17 protein-coding genes and 1 pseudogene are annotated in these 17,730 nt (G+C 72.5%); 8 read left to right on the forward strand and 10 right to left on the reverse strand.

Features of this window, described 5'->3' with window-relative positions:
* The first annotated feature begins 240 nt into the window (after positions 1-240).
* Both ACGFQ9_RS37185 and ACGFQ9_RS37190 read left to right on the forward strand, forming a co-directional pair.
* A complete protein-coding gene (locus tag ACGFQ9_RS37185; RefSeq protein WP_393580225.1) occupies positions 241-1,482 on the forward strand; it encodes an SAV2148 family HEPN domain-containing protein in 1,242 nt (413 codons plus the stop codon).
* A gap of 132 nt (positions 1,483-1,614) precedes the next feature.
* Positions 1,615-2,346, forward strand: coding sequence for a 3'-5' exonuclease (locus tag ACGFQ9_RS37190; protein WP_393580226.1), 732 nt, complete (start codon positions 1,615-1,617; stop codon positions 2,344-2,346).
* Positions 2,347-2,389: 43 nt separating this feature from the next.
* Here ACGFQ9_RS37190 and ACGFQ9_RS37195 read toward each other — a convergent pair whose 3' ends face one another.
* The 3 genes from ACGFQ9_RS37195 to ACGFQ9_RS37205 all read right to left on the reverse strand — a co-directional run bounded on the left by ACGFQ9_RS37195 (position 2,390) and on the right by ACGFQ9_RS37205 (position 5,358).
* On the reverse strand, positions 2,390-3,469 hold the full coding sequence (locus tag ACGFQ9_RS37195; RefSeq protein WP_393580228.1) for a hypothetical protein: 1,080 nt from the start codon (positions 3,467-3,469) through the stop codon (positions 2,390-2,392).
* Positions 3,470-3,800: 331 nt separating this feature from the next.
* Entirely contained in the window at positions 3,801-4,691 is an 891-nt protein-coding gene (locus ACGFQ9_RS37200) for a phosphotransferase enzyme family protein (protein WP_393580229.1), read from the reverse strand.
* Positions 4,692-4,791: 100 nt separating this feature from the next.
* A complete protein-coding gene (locus tag ACGFQ9_RS37205) occupies positions 4,792-5,358 on the reverse strand; it encodes a DUF6817 domain-containing protein (RefSeq protein WP_393580230.1) in 567 nt (188 codons plus the stop codon).
* A 241-nt stretch (positions 5,359-5,599) separates the two neighbouring features.
* Here ACGFQ9_RS37205 and ACGFQ9_RS37210 point away from each other — a divergent pair, with 241 nt between their 5' ends.
* Positions 5,600-6,520, forward strand: coding sequence for a LysR substrate-binding domain-containing protein (locus tag ACGFQ9_RS37210; RefSeq protein WP_393580232.1), 921 nt, complete (start codon positions 5,600-5,602; stop codon positions 6,518-6,520).
* Positions 6,521-6,533: 13 nt separating this feature from the next.
* On the opposite strand, the gene ACGFQ9_RS37215 is transcribed toward ACGFQ9_RS37210, so the two are convergent.
* Entirely contained in the window at positions 6,534-6,962 is a 429-nt protein-coding gene (locus ACGFQ9_RS37215) for a MarR family winged helix-turn-helix transcriptional regulator (RefSeq protein WP_393580233.1), read from the reverse strand.
* Between the two features lie 134 nt (positions 6,963-7,096).
* On the opposite strand from ACGFQ9_RS37215, the gene ACGFQ9_RS37220 reads away from it, so the two are divergent.
* On the forward strand, positions 7,097-7,987 hold the full coding sequence (locus ACGFQ9_RS37220) for an MBL fold metallo-hydrolase (RefSeq protein ID WP_393580234.1): 891 nt from the start codon (positions 7,097-7,099) through the stop codon (positions 7,985-7,987).
* A gap of 29 nt (positions 7,988-8,016) precedes the next feature.
* On the opposite strand, the gene ACGFQ9_RS37225 is transcribed toward ACGFQ9_RS37220, so the two are convergent.
* Complete coding sequence (locus ACGFQ9_RS37225) at positions 8,017-9,063, reverse strand: hypothetical protein (RefSeq protein ID WP_393580235.1); 1,047 nt, start codon at positions 9,061-9,063, stop codon at positions 8,017-8,019.
* 73 nt (positions 9,064-9,136) lie between these two features.
* On the opposite strand from ACGFQ9_RS37225, the pseudogene mgt reads away from it, so the two are divergent.
* From mgt to ACGFQ9_RS37240, 3 genes and pseudogenes are all read left to right on the forward strand, one after another.
* Positions 9,137-10,409: pseudogene (mgt, locus tag ACGFQ9_RS37230) on the forward strand (macrolide-inactivating glycosyltransferase).
* Positions 10,406-10,993, forward strand: coding sequence for a DUF1697 domain-containing protein (locus ACGFQ9_RS37235; RefSeq protein WP_393580237.1), 588 nt, complete (start codon positions 10,406-10,408; stop codon positions 10,991-10,993). The pseudogene mgt and the gene ACGFQ9_RS37235 overlap by 4 nt, the downstream one beginning before the upstream one ends.
* A gap of 52 nt (positions 10,994-11,045) precedes the next feature.
* A complete protein-coding gene (locus tag ACGFQ9_RS37240; protein WP_393580239.1) occupies positions 11,046-11,780 on the forward strand; it encodes a hypothetical protein in 735 nt (244 codons plus the stop codon).
* 400 nt (positions 11,781-12,180) lie between these two features.
* Here the strand turns inward: ACGFQ9_RS37240 and ACGFQ9_RS37245 are convergent, their stop codons facing one another.
* Entirely contained in the window at positions 12,181-13,026 is an 846-nt protein-coding gene (locus ACGFQ9_RS37245; protein WP_393580240.1) for an aldo/keto reductase, read from the reverse strand.
* A gap of 44 nt (positions 13,027-13,070) precedes the next feature.
* On the opposite strand from ACGFQ9_RS37245, the gene ACGFQ9_RS37250 reads away from it, so the two are divergent.
* Positions 13,071-14,072, forward strand: coding sequence for a ketopantoate reductase family protein (locus ACGFQ9_RS37250; RefSeq protein WP_393580242.1), 1,002 nt, complete (start codon positions 13,071-13,073; stop codon positions 14,070-14,072).
* A 240-nt stretch (positions 14,073-14,312) separates the two neighbouring features.
* On the opposite strand, the gene ACGFQ9_RS37255 is transcribed toward ACGFQ9_RS37250, so the two are convergent.
* The 4 genes from ACGFQ9_RS37255 to ACGFQ9_RS37270 all read right to left on the reverse strand — a co-directional run bounded on the left by ACGFQ9_RS37255 (position 14,313) and on the right by ACGFQ9_RS37270 (position 17,608).
* A complete protein-coding gene (locus tag ACGFQ9_RS37255; protein WP_393580244.1) occupies positions 14,313-14,846 on the reverse strand; it encodes a GNAT family N-acetyltransferase in 534 nt (177 codons plus the stop codon).
* Between the two features lie 293 nt (positions 14,847-15,139).
* Positions 15,140-15,940 carry a sirohydrochlorin chelatase gene (locus ACGFQ9_RS37260; protein ID WP_393580246.1) on the reverse strand — a complete coding sequence of 267 codons (801 nt, stop codon included), beginning with the start codon at positions 15,938-15,940 and terminating at the stop codon, positions 15,140-15,142.
* A gap of 2 nt (positions 15,941-15,942) precedes the next feature.
* Positions 15,943-16,827, reverse strand: a complete 885-nt coding sequence (locus tag ACGFQ9_RS37265) for an ABC transporter permease (RefSeq protein ID WP_393580248.1) — start codon at positions 16,825-16,827, stop codon at positions 15,943-15,945.
* Positions 16,814-17,608 carry an ABC transporter ATP-binding protein gene (locus ACGFQ9_RS37270; RefSeq protein WP_393580249.1) on the reverse strand — a complete coding sequence of 265 codons (795 nt, stop codon included), beginning with the start codon at positions 17,606-17,608 and terminating at the stop codon, positions 16,814-16,816. The genes ACGFQ9_RS37265 and ACGFQ9_RS37270 overlap by 14 nt, the downstream gene beginning before the upstream one ends.
* Positions 17,609-17,730: the final 122 nt, after the last annotated feature.

Here is a 17,730-nt window from a genome sequence, read left to right on the forward strand (position 1 = left end):
CTGATCCGGCATCGGTTGGTGTCCGTCCCAGATCTTCCCCGAAAGGGGGTCGCCAAGCGGGGACTTGCGCGGGTCCTACCGGGTGACCCCGCGAGAGCCGATATGCGGGTCAGCGGACTGTCGGGGAATCCGATGATGAGTCAACAAGCCTCCGGTGTAGGGGCCATCCGGCTGCAGCGGGCCGGGTGCGCGGAGTACCCTTCCTTGATCACTGGAGGGGTAGCGGAAGGCGGTGCACGGGTGAGCTCGGGAGGTCTGGAGCTGCCCCCTGGTGACGGCGGTCACGAGGGCGGCGCCGCGGAGGCCGGGGCGGTGTCGCTGGCGGGACCGGAGGCGGCGGGCGGTGCCGTGCGCACCGGCGTCGAGCTGGACTGGGGCGCCGACGCCTGGACCGAGGTGCGGACCCGGGCCCAGCGGGCGGGCCGCGCGTACATCTGGCTGAACCTGATCGAGCAGCGGCTGAGGGCCGTGGTCGGCGCGGTGCTGCGGCCGGTCTACGAGCCCGTGCACGGCGAGGACGACTGGGTGGTCGCGGCCGCCGGGCCCGCCGGGCAGGAATGGGTGCAGCGGGCCGTCGCGGTCCGCGAGGTCAGCCGCCGCAAGGGCTACCTGCTCGACCCGGCCGACGACAACGTGCTGTCCTTCCTGACCCTGCCGCAGCTGCGCGAGCTCATGGTCCAGCACTGGCCCTGCTTTGAACCGTACTTCGACGACCGGCGGGAGATCGAGCTCGCCCTCGACGAACTGGAGGTCACCCGCAACGTGGTCTCCCGCAACCGGGCGCTGTCCCGGGCCGTGCTGGGGCAGGCGGAACGGGCCTCGGCACGGCTGCTGGAGGTGCTGGGCGGCGGCGCGGGCAGCCCTTCGGCGGACCGGCTGCCCATCGACGCGGTCGAGGACCTGGTGGGGGACCGGTACGCGGACGTGATCTCGGTCCATCCGGACCGGGTGCGGCTGCAGCGGCAGCTGCCGGCCGAGGACCTGTTCGGGGGTGCCCGCAGGCTGGACGCCATCGGCATAGGGCTGAACCTGCTCGTCCAGAACTACTCGGGCCGGAGACTGGTCCGGCTGATGGAGGCCGGCTGCCGGGTGCGGCTGCTGTTCCTGAACCCGGCGAGCAGCGCGGTCAAGCGGCGCGAGCGGGAGCTGGGGCTGCGCAAGGGCGAGCTGAGCCGCTCGGTGGAGATGAACATCCTGCACGTACGGCGGGTCCGGGCCGGGCTGAGCGACCCCTCGGGCTTCTCCATCCACGTGTTCGACGAGACCCCGCGGTTCACCGCCTACCTGGTGGAGGGCGGGCCCTCGGGGTCCGGCATCGGGGTGGTCCAGTCGTACCTGCGGCGGGCCCGGGGCATGGAGGCGCCGGTGCTGGTCCTGCGGGGCGGCGGGCGCGGGGTGCCGAAGGACGCGGACCACGGGCTGTTCACGACGTACCGGGAGGAGTTCGAATCGGTGTGGGAGGACTCCCGCCCGGTGTCCTGAACGCGCCGCGCCCGTTCCCGGAACCCGGTCTCGATCCACCGTGACCTGCGGTTTCCCCCTCCCGGTGTGAGGGCTGTCAGTGGCCCGTGGCAGGCTGAAAGCCGTTCGAATCGTTTGCGGGGGAGGGGCGCCATGGGGGAGTGGCACGGGAGGACACTGGTCGGGTTCGACCTGGAGACGACCGGCACGGAGCCGGCGGAGTCGAGGATCGTCACGGCCGCGCTGGTCGAGGTGGCGGGTGGCGAGATCCGGTCCCGCCGTGGCTGGCTGGCCGATCCGGGCACGGAGATCCCGGAAGAGGCGGCGGCGATCCACGGGATCACCACGGAGCGCGCGGCGGCGGAGGGCCGGCCGGCCCCGGAGGTCGCGGAGGAGATCGCGGCGGAACTCGTCGCCCACTGGCGGGCGGGCGCGGTGGTCGTCGCGTACAACGCGGCCTTCGACCTCACCCTGCTCAGCGCGGAACTGGCCCGGTACGGGCTGCCCTCGTTCGCCGACCGGCTCGGCGGCGCGGAGACCGGCCCGGTGGTGGACCCGCTGACCATCGACCGCGCGGTCGACCGGTACCGGCGCGGCAAGCGCACCCTGGAGGCGGTGTGCGGGGTGTACGGGGTCACGCTGGAGGCCGCCCACGAGGCCGGCGCGGACGCCCTCGCGGCGGTGCAGGTGGCCCGCGCCATAGCCGACCGCCACCCGCGGGTGGCGGAGCTCACCCCGACGGCCCTGCACGCCGAACAGACCCGCTGGCACGCCCGCTGGGCCACGGACTTCCAGTCCTACCTCCGCCGCCAGGGCACCCCGGACGCCCTGATCGACACGTCCTGGCCGCTCCGCCCCTTCACGCCGGCCCCGGTGGGTGCCTGACCGGTCCGGCGGGTGCCTGACCGGTCCGGCGTTCCCGGCGGGATCAGGCGCCGTCGTCGGCGCAGAGGGCCCAGACGTCGGTGTAGGTGTTCGGGGAGCTGCCGCCGCCGGTGTGGGTGTAGGCCGTCCAGTACGCCGCGGTGGTCGTGCCGTCGGAGACCGGGGTGCCGCCGGAGTTGCTCGGGTAGCTGCCGTTGAGGTGGTCGCCGACGGAGCCGGGGCCGGTGAAGTTCGTCGTGGTGACGCTGCCGCCGCTGATGGCGGCACCGCCGCTGACGAGCTTGCCGTCGTTCTGGCCGCAGCCGACGGTGGCCGTCTGGCCGGAGGTGGCGGCGGTCGGGCCGCTCACCTCGCCGAAGCGGACCTTGACGGTCACTCCGCTGACGTTGATGTTGTTGCCGCTGCAGATCGCGTACGCGTAGGTGGTGTTGTTGCTGTTGCCGCCGCCCCCGTTCCAGCCGACCGCGGTCCAGGAGTCGGGGTTGCTCTCTCCGTCGGCCGCGGCCTTCTGGCCGTAGCCGTGGGCGGAGTCGTTGAAGGTGGGGAAGCTCGCGATCGGCTTGAGGCTGCCGACGCTCGCGGGGGTGATGCGGGCGCCGCCGCCGAGGAGACGGGTGTTGGCCGGGCAGGTGGCGGTGACCAGCCCCACGGTGCCGCTGCTGGTCGGGCCGGCCAGTTTGTTCATGACCACCTGGGTGTGGTTGATCACGTTGCTGCTGAAACACATCGCGTACGGGGTGCTGGAGAAGTCGGCGTTGACCGCTCCGCCGCTGCCGCCGATGCCGAGCCAGTAGGTGACGTCGGTGCCGACCACACCGGTGGAGCCGAGGTACTCGGTGCTGCCGTCCGGGCTGGGCGAGGTGCCGTTGACCTTGTTGCCGTTCGAGGACGTGCCGGTGCCGATGGCCTGGTTGATGCCGCCGCCGGAGATCAGGCCGCTGCCGCACTGCGCGCTGGTGGTGATCTCGGAGAAGGTGGAGCCGGGTCCGGAGGTGGCGCCGGGGGTCTTCACCGTGACGGCCACGGTGTTGGCGTAGGCGGTGCCGGGGGCGGCGAGGGCCAGGACGGCGCCGATGACCAGTGCCTTCCCGGTGGCCAGGCGCCGCTTCGAGCTCTTCTTCATGGGGTTCTCGCTCTCTCTGGGTCCCTGTCGGAGGGCACGGCGGAGCAGTGCCGGCCGGTGGGGAACGAAGGGGAAGAGGGGATGAGAGGCCCACGGCAGAGCGGTGCCGGGGGTGGAGTCCTGAGGGGACGTCGGATCCACCACCGAGCGGTGCGGACCGGGATGCGGAGGAGCGGCCCGCGCCCCGCTCGGCGGATTGCGCATGCGGACGCTATCAGTCCACGGCGGCTGCATCTACTGCCTGACGGCATCAATTCGAGCGCAGCTGCATAGGTTTGAATGCCCATGACGCTGCATATGCGCAGGGGAGTGTCAAAGGGGGAGTGTCAGGTCAGAACGCGTGCCAGCGGACCTCGGTCGCGCCCTGGCGGAGGGAGGTCACGCGGCGGCGGAACTCCGCCAGGGCCGCGGGGCTGGCCGGGGCGTGCTGCGCGACCCAGGCGCAGCTGGCCGTCTCCCGGGCGCCGCGCAGGACCGCGCAGCCCGGCCAGTCGCGTACGTCCCAGCCGTAGCCGGCGACGAAGGCGTCGTACTCGGCCGGCGGGAGGCCGTACCGGTCCCGGGAGAGTGCCATGACCACGAGGTCGTGCTCGCGGAGGTCCGCGGAGAAGGTCTCCAGATCCACCAGGACCGGCCCCTCGGGGCCCACATGGACGTTGCGCGGCAGCGCGTCGCCGTGGATCGGCCCCGGCGGCAGCTGCGGTACGAGCGCGGCCGCCTCGGCGGCGAAGGCGTCGCGGCGGGCCCGCAGGTACGCGGCGTCGGCCGGGTCGACCGCGTCCCCCGCGAGCCGCAGCCAGCGCTCCACCCCGCCCAGCAGGTCCCGGCCCGGCAGCTCGAACGGCGGGAGCGGCAGCGCGTGCACCACGCGGAGCAGCTCCGCCAGGTCGGCGGCCCCTGCCGGACGGACGGCGGCGGGCAGGCGGTGCCACACGGTGACCGGGTGCCCCTCGGCCACCCGCGGCTTCGGCTCGGCCGCGCGTACCGCCGGAACACCGGCCTCCGCGAGCCATCCGGCGATCTCCAGCTCGCGTTCGGCGCGCGGCAGCAGCTCGGCCGACCGGCCGACCTTCACCACCAGGCCGTCCCCGACGGAGAACACCGCGTTCTCCCCCAGCGCCAGCAGCTCCGCCCTCCCGCTCTGCCCGGTCTGCCCGCTCTGCCGGGTCCGCCCGGTGAGCCCCGCGGCCCGCAGCAGTTCCCTGGCCCGCGCCTCGTCCATGTCCGTGCTGTCCCGTTCCGTCGTGCCCTGTCGCGTCCTGTTCCGCCGGCGTCCAGTCTCGCACCGCGGGCGGTGGGGAGCGCGCGGGCCGCGGACGGCCTCAGGGGTTCCGAGGGGGTGTCAGGAGGATCCGGCAGTCGTCCCGGGCTCCGGGGGAGAGGAGGGGGTGCAGGCGGGTGAACAGGGTCAGGAGGGCGGGGCCGTGACGGTCGCGGAAGGCGGGGTCCGTGGCCGCCAGGTCGAGTTCGTTGGCCGCCGAGAGCTCGGCGAGGTCGCGGCGCAGCTGCGGCCCGGGTACGACGGGACGGCCGGTGAACCGGTCGAGGACGGCGCCGTCGGCCCGGTCGAGGGAGGGGTACGTCGCCCGGCGGTCGCACGCGGCGTACAGGTACACGATGGCCTCGGCCTCGGCGCCGACGGCCGCCACGAGCCGCGGGCGGGCGTCCGGCGGGAGCAGCGCGGTCGGGAAGCCGTCCGTGCCGTAGAACGCGTGGCACAGGCCCGCGAGTTGCAGGGCGGGGCGGGCGTCCCAGCCGGCGAGCCGGGTCCGGACGCGCTCCAGGTGCGCCAGGAGGGTGCCGCCGGGGTGGGGGAGGGTCTCGGCGCCGCAGCCGCGCAGCAGGGCGACCGCCCGGTCGGCGGCGGCTGCCGTCTCGGATGTGGACATGGTGGGTGGCCGGATCCTTTCGGGGAGCGTCGGCGTGCGGTCCGGCACGCTCGTGGGCGCGGAGTGGGCGTGCCGGCAGGTGGTGGTCGGCACCCGTTCGGTGGTTCCGCGTCCGGTCCGGATCCGGTCGCGGGCGCCGAACGGGTTGCCGCCTGGGCCCTGACGCGATCCTCCCGCTGCCCGCCGACCCAGGTCAATCCTCTGCTTTCCTTGGCAACACCCAAGCTCTAGCTTGGAGTTCATGACCCTGGACGACCTCCGTGTCTTCGTCGCCGTATGCCGGTCCCACAGCCTGAGCGCCGTGGCCCGCGAGCTGGGGCGCACCCAGTCCGCCGTGAGCCAGCACGTGAAGCGGCTGGAACGGGAGACCGGGACGGTCCTGCTCGAACGCCGCCCGCGCGGAGTCGTGCCCACCGAGGCCGGGCGCATCCTGTACGACGCGGCCGCCGACGGCATCGCCGGCCTCGACGGCGCGCTCCGCCGGATCGGGGACCTCGCGAGCGGGGAGGGCGGAACCGTACGGGTCACCACCGGCGGAACGACCGTCCGCCACTTCATGGCCGAGGCCATCGCCGCCTTCCGCGGGCGTCACCCGGGAGTGAGTCTGGAGTTCCGGACCGAGACCTCCGGCCGCGGCTGCTTCGACGCCCTCCGGGCGAGCAGCGTGGACCTGGCCTGGATCACCCTCGGCCGGCCCGTACCGGGCATCGAGCAGCGGCCGGTCGTCGAACTGCCGTGGGTGCTGGCCGTGCCTGCCGGCGACCCGCTGGCCGCCCGGTCCCGCATCGACGCCCCGGACCTCGCGGACGTCCGACTCGTCGGGTTGCCGCCCAACTCCGCCTCCGGCGCCCATCTGGACGCCGCCTTCGCCGACCTCGGCGTACGGGCCGGCTCGGACACCAGTGTCGCCGACTGGGACACCGCGCTGCTGCTGGCCGAGCTGGGTCTGGGGCATGCCGTCGTCCCGGCTGTGCCGGGTCTGTCGGCACCCGGTGAGGGGCCCCTGCGGCTGGTCCCGGTTCCCGCGCTGCCGCCCCTGCCCGTCGGGTGGGCGGTACGCCGCTGGGACGCGCTGTCCGCGCCGGCCCGGACCTTCGCCGACACCGTCGCCGCGGCCGTCGTGTCCTCCGTCGCCGCGGCGGGTGATCAGCGGGACCGCTGAGCGGAGCCCCGGCTCACGGGCGGACGACGGCCCGTTCCAGCAGTCCGTGCAGGACGCCCTGTTCCTCCTGGCTGAGGCCGGCCAGCGGGGAGTCCGTATGGAGGAGTTCCAGGAGGCGTTCGCGCAGTGCGGTGCCCTCGGCGGTGAGCACGAGGTGCTTGGCGCGGCGGTCGGTGGGGTGGGGGTGGCGCTCGACCAGGTCCTGCTTCTCGAGCTTGTCGATGACGAAGGTGGTGTTGGAGGGCTCGCAGCTCATGCGTTCGGCGAGCTCCCGCATGGTCATCGGCCCGCTCATCTCCCGCAGCGCGGTCGCCTGGGAAGCGGTGAGACCCAGGGTGGCGGCGCGTTCCCGTACGTGTTCGGCGATGCGCTGCGCCAGTCCGTTCACCAGACCGCACAGCTGTCGCTCGGCGATGGCCTGCTGGTCCGGGGACTTCGTCATGCCCCCACCCTAGCAAATCCATCAAGCCTGAATATGTCTAGCTTGAATGATTCAAGCTTGATGTTTATGGTGATCGCCATCCGCCGCGAGCAGCGTCTCGCGGCCATCTGGCGATGACTCACAAAGGAGACACCATGGCTGACTTGACGGTGGAGCGGGACGAGCGACTGCGGCGCCCGTCGGGGATCCGCTCGATACGACTGGGCGAGCTCAAGGTGTCCTACGTACCCGACGGCGACGTACGGCTCCGCCCGCTGCGACTGCTCCCGGACACCACTGACGAGGTGTGGGCCGCACACCCGGAGTACCTGGACGCCACGGGACACCTCGTGGGCAGCGTCGGCGGTCTGCTGGTGGAGCACGGCGACCGCGCCCTGCTCATCGACGCCGGCTTCGGCCCGCAGACGTACCGGGCACCGGACGGCCCCCTCGGCGTGATCCACGGAGGAGGGCTCCTGCGCGGCCTGGCCGAACTCGGCCGCACCCCCGAGGGCGTCGAAGCGGTGGCCTTCACCCACCTCCACGCCGACCACCTCGGCTGGGCCTGCCTCCCCGCCCCCGGTGGTGACCGGCCGGCTTTCGCCCACGCCGACTACCTGATCTCCGAACCGGAGTGGGCCGCCCGCGACCTCCTGGAGGCTCAGGGCATGGCCGAGCAGGTCGCCGCCCTCGCGCCGCGCGTGCGTACGGTTGCGGACGGGCAGGAGGTCTTCCCCGGCGTACGGGTACGGATCACCCCCGGCCACACCGTCGGACACGCCGAGTACGTCATCAGCGGGGGCGGCCGGCGCCTGATCGCCTTCGGCGACGCCGTCCACTCGCCGATCCAGATCGACCACCCCGACTGGTCCTCGGGCTTCGACCACGACCTCACCGAGACCGCCGGCCACCGCCGGCGCCTCGTCGCCGAACTGGCGGAGCCCGGCACGATCGGCTTCGGCGTCCACTTCGCCGACGTGGTGTTCGGACACGTCCGGCAGGGCGGCGACGGCGACGGCCCGGCCTGGCAGCCCCTGGACGACTGACCCGGGGAGCGCCGAGGCCGTCGCCGGGCTCAGAAGGACGCGGTGGCGGAGGGGGTGCTCCCGTTCTGCGCCTGCTGCGCCCGGTCGGCCAGCATGCGTCCGAGCGAGGCGAGGGACGGCTCCAGCTCGCCCGCCGCGGTGGAGTAGCGGACCAAGACGACGACCGTCCCGACGAGGACCCCTGCTTCGGCCTCCTCGACGGATTCGTCGTCCTCGTTGACGACGGTTTTGCCGGGGGTGAACCGGAAGGCCGTACTGACGTCGCCCATGGACGGGAACGACATGGGGCTCTTCTCCGAGGACTTCGCCAGGTCCCTGCGCATCTGGTCGAACACCTGGGCGGCGTGCGGGGCGCTGTCGCAGGCCACGACGGAGAACTCGGCCCTCTGCTGCGGTCTCTCGCGCTTCATGGTCCCCTCGGCGGCGAACAGCACGCCCTCGCAGGCGGGTCCGCATCCCTCCTCGCCCGCCGCCCTCACGTCGGGTTCACCGTCGGCCCTGAACCCGGCAGGCAGGCTGCCCCGGTCGGGAAGGATGCTCCTGACCCTGGCCATGTCGGAGACGGCGGCCACCTTGCGGCTGTCGCCGTCGTCGCCCAGCATCTGCACCACGCTGCGGAAGCCCAGCGCGACCAGCAGGGCCAGCACCACGCCGATGACCGCCAGGGTGACCACCGTCCCCCTGCTCTTCTTCAGGTGCAGCGGGCCGATGTTGATGGCGGCGTGGTTGGCGTTGCCGCCGATGTGGACGTGCTGGGTGACGGCCGGCTGGTGCGCCGGGACCGGCGGGACGGCCGGAACCGGCGGAATCGCGGGCCGGAGCGCGGCCCGCAACTGCTCGACGAGCCCTGGGTCGCCCTCCAGTTCCACGGTCAGCCGGGCCCTGACCGCGTCCGTCGCCCGCTCTGATCCGGGTTCCGCTTCCCACAGCTCCAGCGCCCCGCGCCCTTCGTCCGAGTGGCCCAGGCGGCTGCGCACGAGCTCCGAGAGGCGGGTGAAGGCGGCGGTTCCGGCCCCGGACGCGGCGCCGGAGGCGAGGGCGGCGACGGCCGCACCGGCTAAATCCGTAGGTGACATGCGCGCATTCTCCTGGAGGCCCGCGTGTTCCCGAAGGGGAGCCGGTCAAGTGCGAGGGGGGCCTCCGGAAAGTATGTTGCACGAGACGTATCGTCTCGTTTATGGTCGTGGTCATGAACCCAGTGACCCCGCACAAGCCCGCCCACATCGCCATGTTCTCCATCGCCGCCCACGGCCACGTGAACCCGAGCATCGAAGTGATCCGGGAGCTCGTGGCCCGCGGCCACCGGGTCAGCTACGCCATCCCCGCCTCCTTCGCCGAGAAGGTGGCGCAGACCGGAGCCACACCCGTCGTCTACACGTCGACCCTCCCCACGGACGACGACCCCGAGGCCTGGGGCACCGAACTCATCGACAACATCGAGCCCTTCCTCAACGACGCGATCCAGGCGCTCCCGCAACTCGCCGCCGCCTTCGAGGGCGACGAGCCCGACCTCGTCATCCACGACATCACCTCCTACCCGGCGATCGTCCTCGCCCGCCGCTGGGGCGTCCCCGCCGTCTCCCTCTCCCCCAACCTGGTCGCCTGGGACGGCTACGAGGAGGAGGTCGCCGAGCCGATGACCGCCCCGCTGAAGGCCACCGAACGCGGGCGGGCGTACTACGCGCGCTTCCGGGCCTGGCTCGACGAGAACGGCATCCCCGACGACTCCGACCGGCTCATCGGCCGGCCGCGCCGCAGCATCGTGCTGATCCCCAAGGCCCTCCAGCCGAACGCCGACCGGGTGGACGAGGCCGTCCACACCTTCGTCGGCGCCTGTCAGGGAGACCGCCGGGAGCAGGGCACCTGGCAGCGGCCGGCCGGTGCCGAGGGCAAGAAGGTGCTCCTGGTCTCCCTCGGCTCCACCTTCACCAAGCAGCCCGCGTTCTACCGGGCCTGCCTGGAGGCCTTCGGCGGCCTCCCGGACTGGCACGTGGTCCTGCAGATCGGCAGGTTCACCGACGAGGCCGAGCTCGGCGAGATCCCCGCCAACGCCGAGATCCACCGCTGGGTGCCCCAGCTGGACATCCTCCGGCAGGCCGACGCCTTCATCACCCACGCGGGCGCCGGCGGCAGCCAGGAGGGGCTGGCCACCGGCACGCCGATGGTCGCCGTACCCCAGGCCGTCGACCAGTTCGGCAACGCCGACATGCTCGCCGCGCTCGGCGTGGCCAGGCACCTCCCCATGGAGGAGGCCACCGCCGGGGCGCTCCGGGAGGCCGTGCTCGGACTGGTGTCGAACCCCGAGGTCGCCGCCCGGGCCGCGGAGCTCCGTGCCCGGACCGCCGCCGAAGGCGGCACGCGGCAGGCCGCCGACCTCGTCGAGGCCGAACTGTCAGACCCCCGCCCTAGGGTTCGCTCATGACGACCAAGGCGAAGAAGAGCACGGCGGGGACGGGTGAGGCGAGGAAGTACGCCGCGCTGCTGCGCGGGATCAACGTAGGCGGCGCCAAGAAGGTGCCGATGGCCGACCTGCGGTCCGTACTCCAGGAGCTCGGCCACACCGGGGTCCAGACCTACCTGCAGAGCGGCAACGCCGTATTCGAAGCCCCGGAGCAGGAACCGACCGCCCTGGCCCGGGCCCTGGAAGCCGCGATCGAGGCCCGCTTCGGCTTCCGGGTGGCCTGCCTGGTCGTCGACGGCGACTATCTGCGCGCGGTCGCCGACGCCTGCCCCTTCCCTGCCGCGGAACTGGAGGGAAAGCAGCTGCACGCCACCTTCCTGTCCCAGCAGCCGGCCGAGGACCGCTTCGCCCACATCGACCGGGCCGCCTTCCTCCCCGAGGAATTCCGTCTCGGTGACAGGGTGGTCTACCTGTACGCCCCCGAGGGCCTCGGCCGTTCCAAGCTGGCCGAGGCCCTGGCCCGCCCGGCGGTCACCAAGGGAATCGACGCGACCACCCGCAACTGGAACACCGTCGCCAAACTCGTGGAACTCACCGGGAGCTGAGCAGGAATTAAATCGGATGTGCGAGTGGTGGCCGGGTTGTTAGCTTCTCCGTGTGCCGAAGTTGAATCAGATCATCGCAGTGGAGAAGGGCGTCAAGTCCAAGTCCCTCCAGGAGCTTTCCCAGGCCCACCACGACGTCCAGAAGCCCGCGCTGCTCGCCGGCATCTCCCGGACGTACCAGCCCAAGGACGAGGAGGGCGAGCAGCTGCCGCCGGAGTCCACCCGGGTGCAGGTCAAGGCCGAGGACGTGCTCGGTGACGTGGCCGGGACCCTCACGCGGCTGTTCGACGTGACGGCGACCAAGGACTGGGCCAACCGGTCCGCCGCCGCGGACGTCGTGGTCGACGGCTCCGTGCTGCTCGCCCAGGTGCCCGTCCCCTACCTGCTGTTCCTCGAGAAGCAGCTCACCGACCTGCACACCTTCGTACGGAAGCTGCCGGTGCTGGACGCGGCGGAGTCCTGGAGCCCCGACCCCTCCACCGACAGCTGGAAGACGGACCCGGTGCGTACCATCCGCACCAAGAAGGTGCCGCGCAACCACGTGAAGGCGGAGGCCACGGAGAAGCACCCGGCCCAGGTCGAGGTGTACTACGAGGACGTGGCGGTGGGGTACTGGACCACCGTGAAGTTCTCCGGCGCGCTGCCCGCCCGACGGGTCAACGAGCTGGCCGACCGGGTCGAACGGCTGCAGCAGGCGGTCAAGTTCGCCCGCGAGGAGGCGAACGCCGCCGAGGTCACCGACCAGCGCGTCGGCGACGCGGTATTCGGCTACCTGTTCCGCCAGTGACCAGGTAGCCCCGAGAACGCCCTCCTGGAGCGGAGGGTGCGCGCTGAGCGCGCGAAAAAAGCTGAAACTGACTGTTGAAGCTGACGAAGAGGTGCAGTTGGGGGTTCGAATCCCTCCCCCGGCACGAACGAGCCGGGGTGGCCCAATCCGGAAGAGGCGGCCTCGTCAATCTCAGATTCTCGCTCCAGTCTCAGCATTCGCCGCCGAACGCCGGATCGACCGAGCGTGGACGACCATCGACGGATGGGGGTTCAAGTCCCCTCTGCGCCTCTCCTCATGGCGCGGTAGTTCAAAGGCAGAACACGTCGATCTCAGAATGATCCGCGACTCTTAAATGCCGCCGGCGTGTGCAAATGGGTGGCACACAGAAGCCCGGGAGCGCGGTAGCTCCCGGGCTTCGTCACGCCACGACGTCCAGCAGCTCCAGCTCGCGCGGCGACAGCCGGATCGTGGCCGCGTCCAGGTTCTCGTCCAGGTGGTCGAGCGAGCCCGTGCCGGGCGTGGGGCACAGCACCGGGGAGCGGTGCAGCAGCCACGCCAGCGCGATCTGGCCGGGCCCCGCCCCGTGCTCCGCGGACACCGTGGCCAGCGCCGCCGCCGGCGTACGGGTCAGGCCGCCGCTGCCCAGCGGGTAGTACGGCAGGAAGGCGATCCCCGCCGAGGCGCACAGCTCCAGCACCGGCTCCGAGGAGCGGTCCATCAGGTTGTACGGGTTCTGCACGGCCGCGATCGGGGTGACGGTGAGGGCCTCCGCCAGCTGTTCGCGGGTCACCGTGTCCAGCCCGATGTGCCGGATCTTCCCCTCCCGGCGCAACTCGTCCAGGGCACCCAGCTGTTCCGCCATCGGCACCTCCGGGTCCAGCCGGTGCAGCTGGTACAGGCCGATCGTGTCCAGCCGGAGCCGGCGCAGACTCGCCTCGCACATCGCCCGCAGGTCCTCCGGACGGCCCGCGACATGCCACTGGTCCGGGCCGGTCCGCACCACCCCGCCCTTGGTCGCGACGACCAGGTCCTCCCGGTACGGGTGGAGGGCCTCCGCGATCAGGGTCTCCGCCAGCTCCGGGCCGTAGTTGTCGGCGGTGTCGATGAGCGTGACGCCGCGATCGACCGCCGCGTGCAGCAGCGCCCGCGCGTCCGCGGTCTCCCCGCGCGGCCCCCAGTAGCCGGGGCCGACCAGACCGCCCGTACCGAACCCGAGCCGCCGCACCGGCAGATCGCCACCCAGATGGAACGTGAAAGTATCCATGCCCCGACCGTAACGCAGGCCCCGCCGTGTGCCAGGCTCAATACATGCGGTACATCATCATCGGCGCGGGCGCGGTCGGCGCCACCATCGGCGGCAGGCTCACGGAGTCCGGCCATGACGTCGTCCTCGTCGCGCGGGGCGCACACGCGGCCGCCCTGCGGGCGGAAGGGCTCCGGCTCACCACCGCGGACGGCACCCGGACGCACCGCCCGCCGGTCGTCAGCGGCCCCGCGGAGCTGGGCGAACTGCGGCCGGACGACGTCCTGCTCCTCACCGTCAAGACGCAGGACGCCATCGCCGCGCTCGACGCCTGGGGCGACGCGGAGGTCGCCGGCGGCGGCACCGCCGCGCAGCGGCTCCCGGTGTTCTGCCTGCAGAACGGCGTGGAGGCCGAGCGGCTGGCGCTGCGCCGGTTCGGCACGGTGTACGGGGTCTGCGTGTGGCTGCCGTCGACCTTCCTGGAACCGGGCGTGGTCTCGGCGCTGTGCGAGCCGCTGACCGGCATCCTGCACATCGGCCTCGCGGCCGGCGGCACGGACGCGCGGGCCGAACGGGTGTCGGCCGACCTGGTGAAGTCCGGGTTCGGGGCGCCGGTCGTGCCGGACGTGATGCGCTGGAAGCACGCGAAACTGCTCGGCAACCTCGGCAACGCCATCCAGGCCACCACGGGCCCGGCGCCCGAGCCGGCGAAGGCGGCCCTGCTGCTTCGGGCGATCCGCGAGGCGAAGGCGGCGTTCGCCGCGGCCGGGATCGCGTACGCGACGGACGAGGAGCAGTCGGCGGCCCGCGACGGCAGGGTCAACCAGCCGGCGGTGCTGCGGGGCGGCTCGTCCTGGCAGAGCCTGGCCCGTGGCACGGGCTCCATCGAAGCGGACTACCTGAACGGCGAGATCTGCCTGCTGGGCCGGCTGCACGGCGTCCCGACCCCGGTGAACGACGTCCTGCGCCACGCAGCGAACATCTTCGCCCGCGAAGGGCTGCCGCCGGGCTCCATGTCCATCACGGACCTCACCGCCCTCGCCGACGAAGCCGCGGCCAGGACCTGACCCGGCCCACCGCCGACGGCGGAGCCCGGGCCCACCCGGCCGTGCGGCTCCGCCGGAGAGCACACCTGGGGCCTGTCGTCAGACTCGCGTCTGCCCCGCGGCGCCTGGCACGCACTCTCGCCGCACCGGGCGAGAGCCCGAGTACGTCCAGTACGGGGGCTCCCGCCCGGCACGCCGAGAGCACGCACCAGACGCCGTGGGGCCGCCCTCCGGGCGACGACGCGAGTTCGACGACAGGCCCTAGCCGGCGTACTCGGTGAGGTCGATGCCGTGGACGTCGAGAGGGAAGCCGTAGACCGGGTGGACCGTCTTCCGCTCGGGTGTCATGCCGAGCTTGCGCATCACGTTCGCCGACGCCGCGTCCTCCGCCCGGCAGATGCCGAGGACGTGGTCGAGGCCGCGGTCCTGCAGGGCCCACTCCAGGACGGCCTGGGCGGCCTCGGATCCGTAGCCCTGGCCCCAGAACTGCCGGCCGAGCCGCCACTCCGCCGCCACCGCGGGCATCACCTCGGGCAGGAAGTGCGGTACGGACAGCCCGGTGAAGCCGATCAGCTCGCCGGAGCCGAGGAGCTCGACGGCGAACAGCCCGAAGCCCTCCTCGTCCCAGTCCTCTTCCCAGCGCTCCATCGCGTCGGCGGTCTGCTCCAGGTCGAGTACCGATCCGTCGCCGGTCCACCGCATCACCGCCGGATCGGCGTTGATCTCGGACATCGGCACCAGGTCGTCCTCCTGCCACTGCCGGAGCACGAGGCGGGGGGTCAGGATCTCGCTCATGCGCCCATTGTCGCCGAAGGCGTCACCCCCGGGACGTGCGGGACGGGTGCGGGGCCGACGGGATTCGAACCCGCGGGGCTCGGCGCCAGGTCCGGCCACCGGCCGCTCGACCGCGGCACCGGGAACCTCCGGGGCCGCGGGCTGCGATGGACCGCTCTGCCACGGCCCCGCACCCTGCGGATCCGCGCGAACCCGCTGCACCGGAGCCTAAGAGGTCGCGATCCCGGCCGGCATCCGGTTTTCCGACCGGCCGTGAGGCCGTGAGGCCGTCAGTTCGTCAGTTCGTCAGTTCGTCAGGCGGTCAGGGCCGGGACCGCCCGGAGGGCGACGGCCTCGTCGTAGCGGGTGAGCAGGAGACGGGCCAGTTCGGGGGAGGGACCCAGGACGTCCGCGAGGACATCGGCGCCGGCCTCGGCCGCGCCCGCCGCGATGCGGTCCGGCAGCCGTCCCGGGGCGATGACGTACGGGGCGACGGCCACCCGTCCGACGCCCTCAGCCCGGAGGGCGCGTACGGCGTCCTCCACGCGGGGCAGGGCAGCGGAGGCGAACGCAGGCCGCACGGCACACCAACCGGTGAGCCGCCACTCCCGCGCGATTTCAGCGATCACTGCGATCGCCTCCGGGTCGGTGGAACCGGCGGACGCGAGCACCACACCGGTCGTGGAACGGGCCGTGGCCGACAGGTCCAGTCCCGCCTCCGCCAGCCGCCGCTCCAGCCCGGAGACCAGCAGCGGCGAGGGCCCGAGGACCTCGGTCACGCGGACCGAGAGGCCGGGCAGCCGAGCGCCGGCCTCGGCCAGCACCGCCGGGATGTCGGCCTTCGCGTGGAACGCCCGGGTGAGGAGGAGCGGCAGCGCCACGACCTCCGGGACCCCGTCGGCGTGCAGGGTGGACAGCACCTGGGGGACCGACGGCGCGTTGAAGTCCAGGTACGCCGTCTCCACCCGCAGCCCGGGCCGCAGGGCCCGCGCCCGCCGGGTCAGGGCGTGCACGGTCGCCGCGTGCCGCGGGTCGCGGCTGCCGTGGGCGATGACCAGCAGGACGGGCCCCTGGGAGCCCGTCCTGCCAGGAGGAACGAGTCGCGCGGAACGCATGATCAGCTCTTGACCAGCAGGCCGCGGCTGCGGAGCACCCACCGCTCCAGCGGGCTGAAGATCAGCAGGTCGATCGCGATGCCGACGATCAGGATCAGGATGATCGCGAGGAACACGCCGGGCAGGTCGATGTTGTTGCGGCCGTTCTCCAGCAGCTGACCCAGGCCCAGACCCAGGTCCGGCGAGGAGGCGATGATCTCGGCGGCCATCAGCGAACGCCAGGAGAACGCCCAGCCCTGCTTGAGACCGGCCACGTAGCCGGGCAGCGCGGCCGGCATGACCACGTGCCAGACACCCTTGACGCCGGTGGCACCCAGCGTGCGGCCGGCCCGCAGGAACAGCGGCGGCACCTGGTCCACTCCGGAGACCAGACCGTTGGCGATCGAGGGGACGGCGCCCAGCAGGATCACCGTGAACATCATGGCGTCGTTCAGGCCGAACCAGAGCACGGCCGGCGGCACCCAGGCCACCGACGGCAGCGACTGCAGACCCTGGAGGATCGGGCCGATCGCGGCCCGCACGAACTTCACCCGTGCGACCAGCAGGCCCAGGGGCGTGCCGATCGCCAGGGCCAGCGCGAAGCCGAGCAGACCGCGGGAGACGGAGGTCCAGATGACCTCCAGCAGCGTCCCCTGCAGCCACATGGTGGAAAGGCTGTCCCAGACCGCGGAGAGCGGCGGGAGCTTGGTCTCCTCGGCTATCTTCGCGGAGACCAGGACCTGCCAGACCACCAGGACCAGGCTGACCGCCAGGAGCGGCGGGAGCACCTTCTTGACGAGGACTTCCCGGACCGGCGTACGGCGGATCTCGACGGCGTCGAGCGCGTCGAGACCGGCCTCCAGACCCGCGAGGTCGTCCGACTTCGCCTTCGTATCAGTGCTGGCCATGGCGGCGGATCTCCCCACGCAGGTGTTCAGTGATCTCGACGGACAGCTCCGCGACGTCCGCGTCCTCGATGCGGCGCGGCTGCGGGATGTCCACGGTCCATTCCTTCGCCACCCGGCCGGGCCGGGAGGAGAGCAGGACCACGCGCTGGGCGAGGCGCACGGCCTCCCGCACGTTGTGGGTGACGAACAGGACGGACAGGCCCGTCTCCTCCCAGATCCGGGTGAGTTCGCCGTGCAGCACGTCCCGGGTGATCGCGTCGAGCGCGGCGAACGGCTCGTCCATCAGCAGCAGCCGGCTGTCCTGGGCCAGAGCCCGGGCCAGCGCCACGCGCTGCCGCATGCCGCCGGACAGTTCGTGGACCCGCTTGCCGTGCGCGCCGCCGAGCCGGACCAGCTCCAGCAGCCGCTCCGCCTCCGCCTTGCGCTCGGACTTGGAGACCCCGCGCAGCCGCAGGGCGAGCTCGATGTTCTTGCCCGCGGTCAGCCACGGGAAGAGGGCGTGCTCCTGGAACATCAGGGCCGGGCGGCCGCCGGGGGTCTCGATGGATCCCTGGGTCGGCCGGTCCAGTCCCGCGACCAGGTTGAGGAGCGTGGACTTGCCACACCCCGAGGCCCCCAGGATGGTGACGAACTCTCCGGGCGCGACATCGAGGCTGATGTCGTCCAGGACGAGCTGCGTACCGGCCGGGCCGGAGAAGGACTTCGAGACGTGCTCGATCCGGGCGGCGTGCGTCACCGCCGCGTCGGTGCTTTCGGCAGCCTTGGCAAGCGTGGTGGCCATGGTCGTCACCTCCTGGGGTTTGTTTCTGGGGACTTACTTGGCGCCGAGGCCGGCGTCGGAGACCTCGGGCTTGCCGGCGGCCTTGAGTACCTTGTTGAGGAGCGTCAGGTCGTAGATGCCGG

The sequence above is a fragment of the Streptomyces sp. NPDC048603 genome, assembly GCF_043199475.1.
GTDB lineage: Bacteria > Actinomycetota > Actinomycetes > Streptomycetales > Streptomycetaceae > Streptomyces.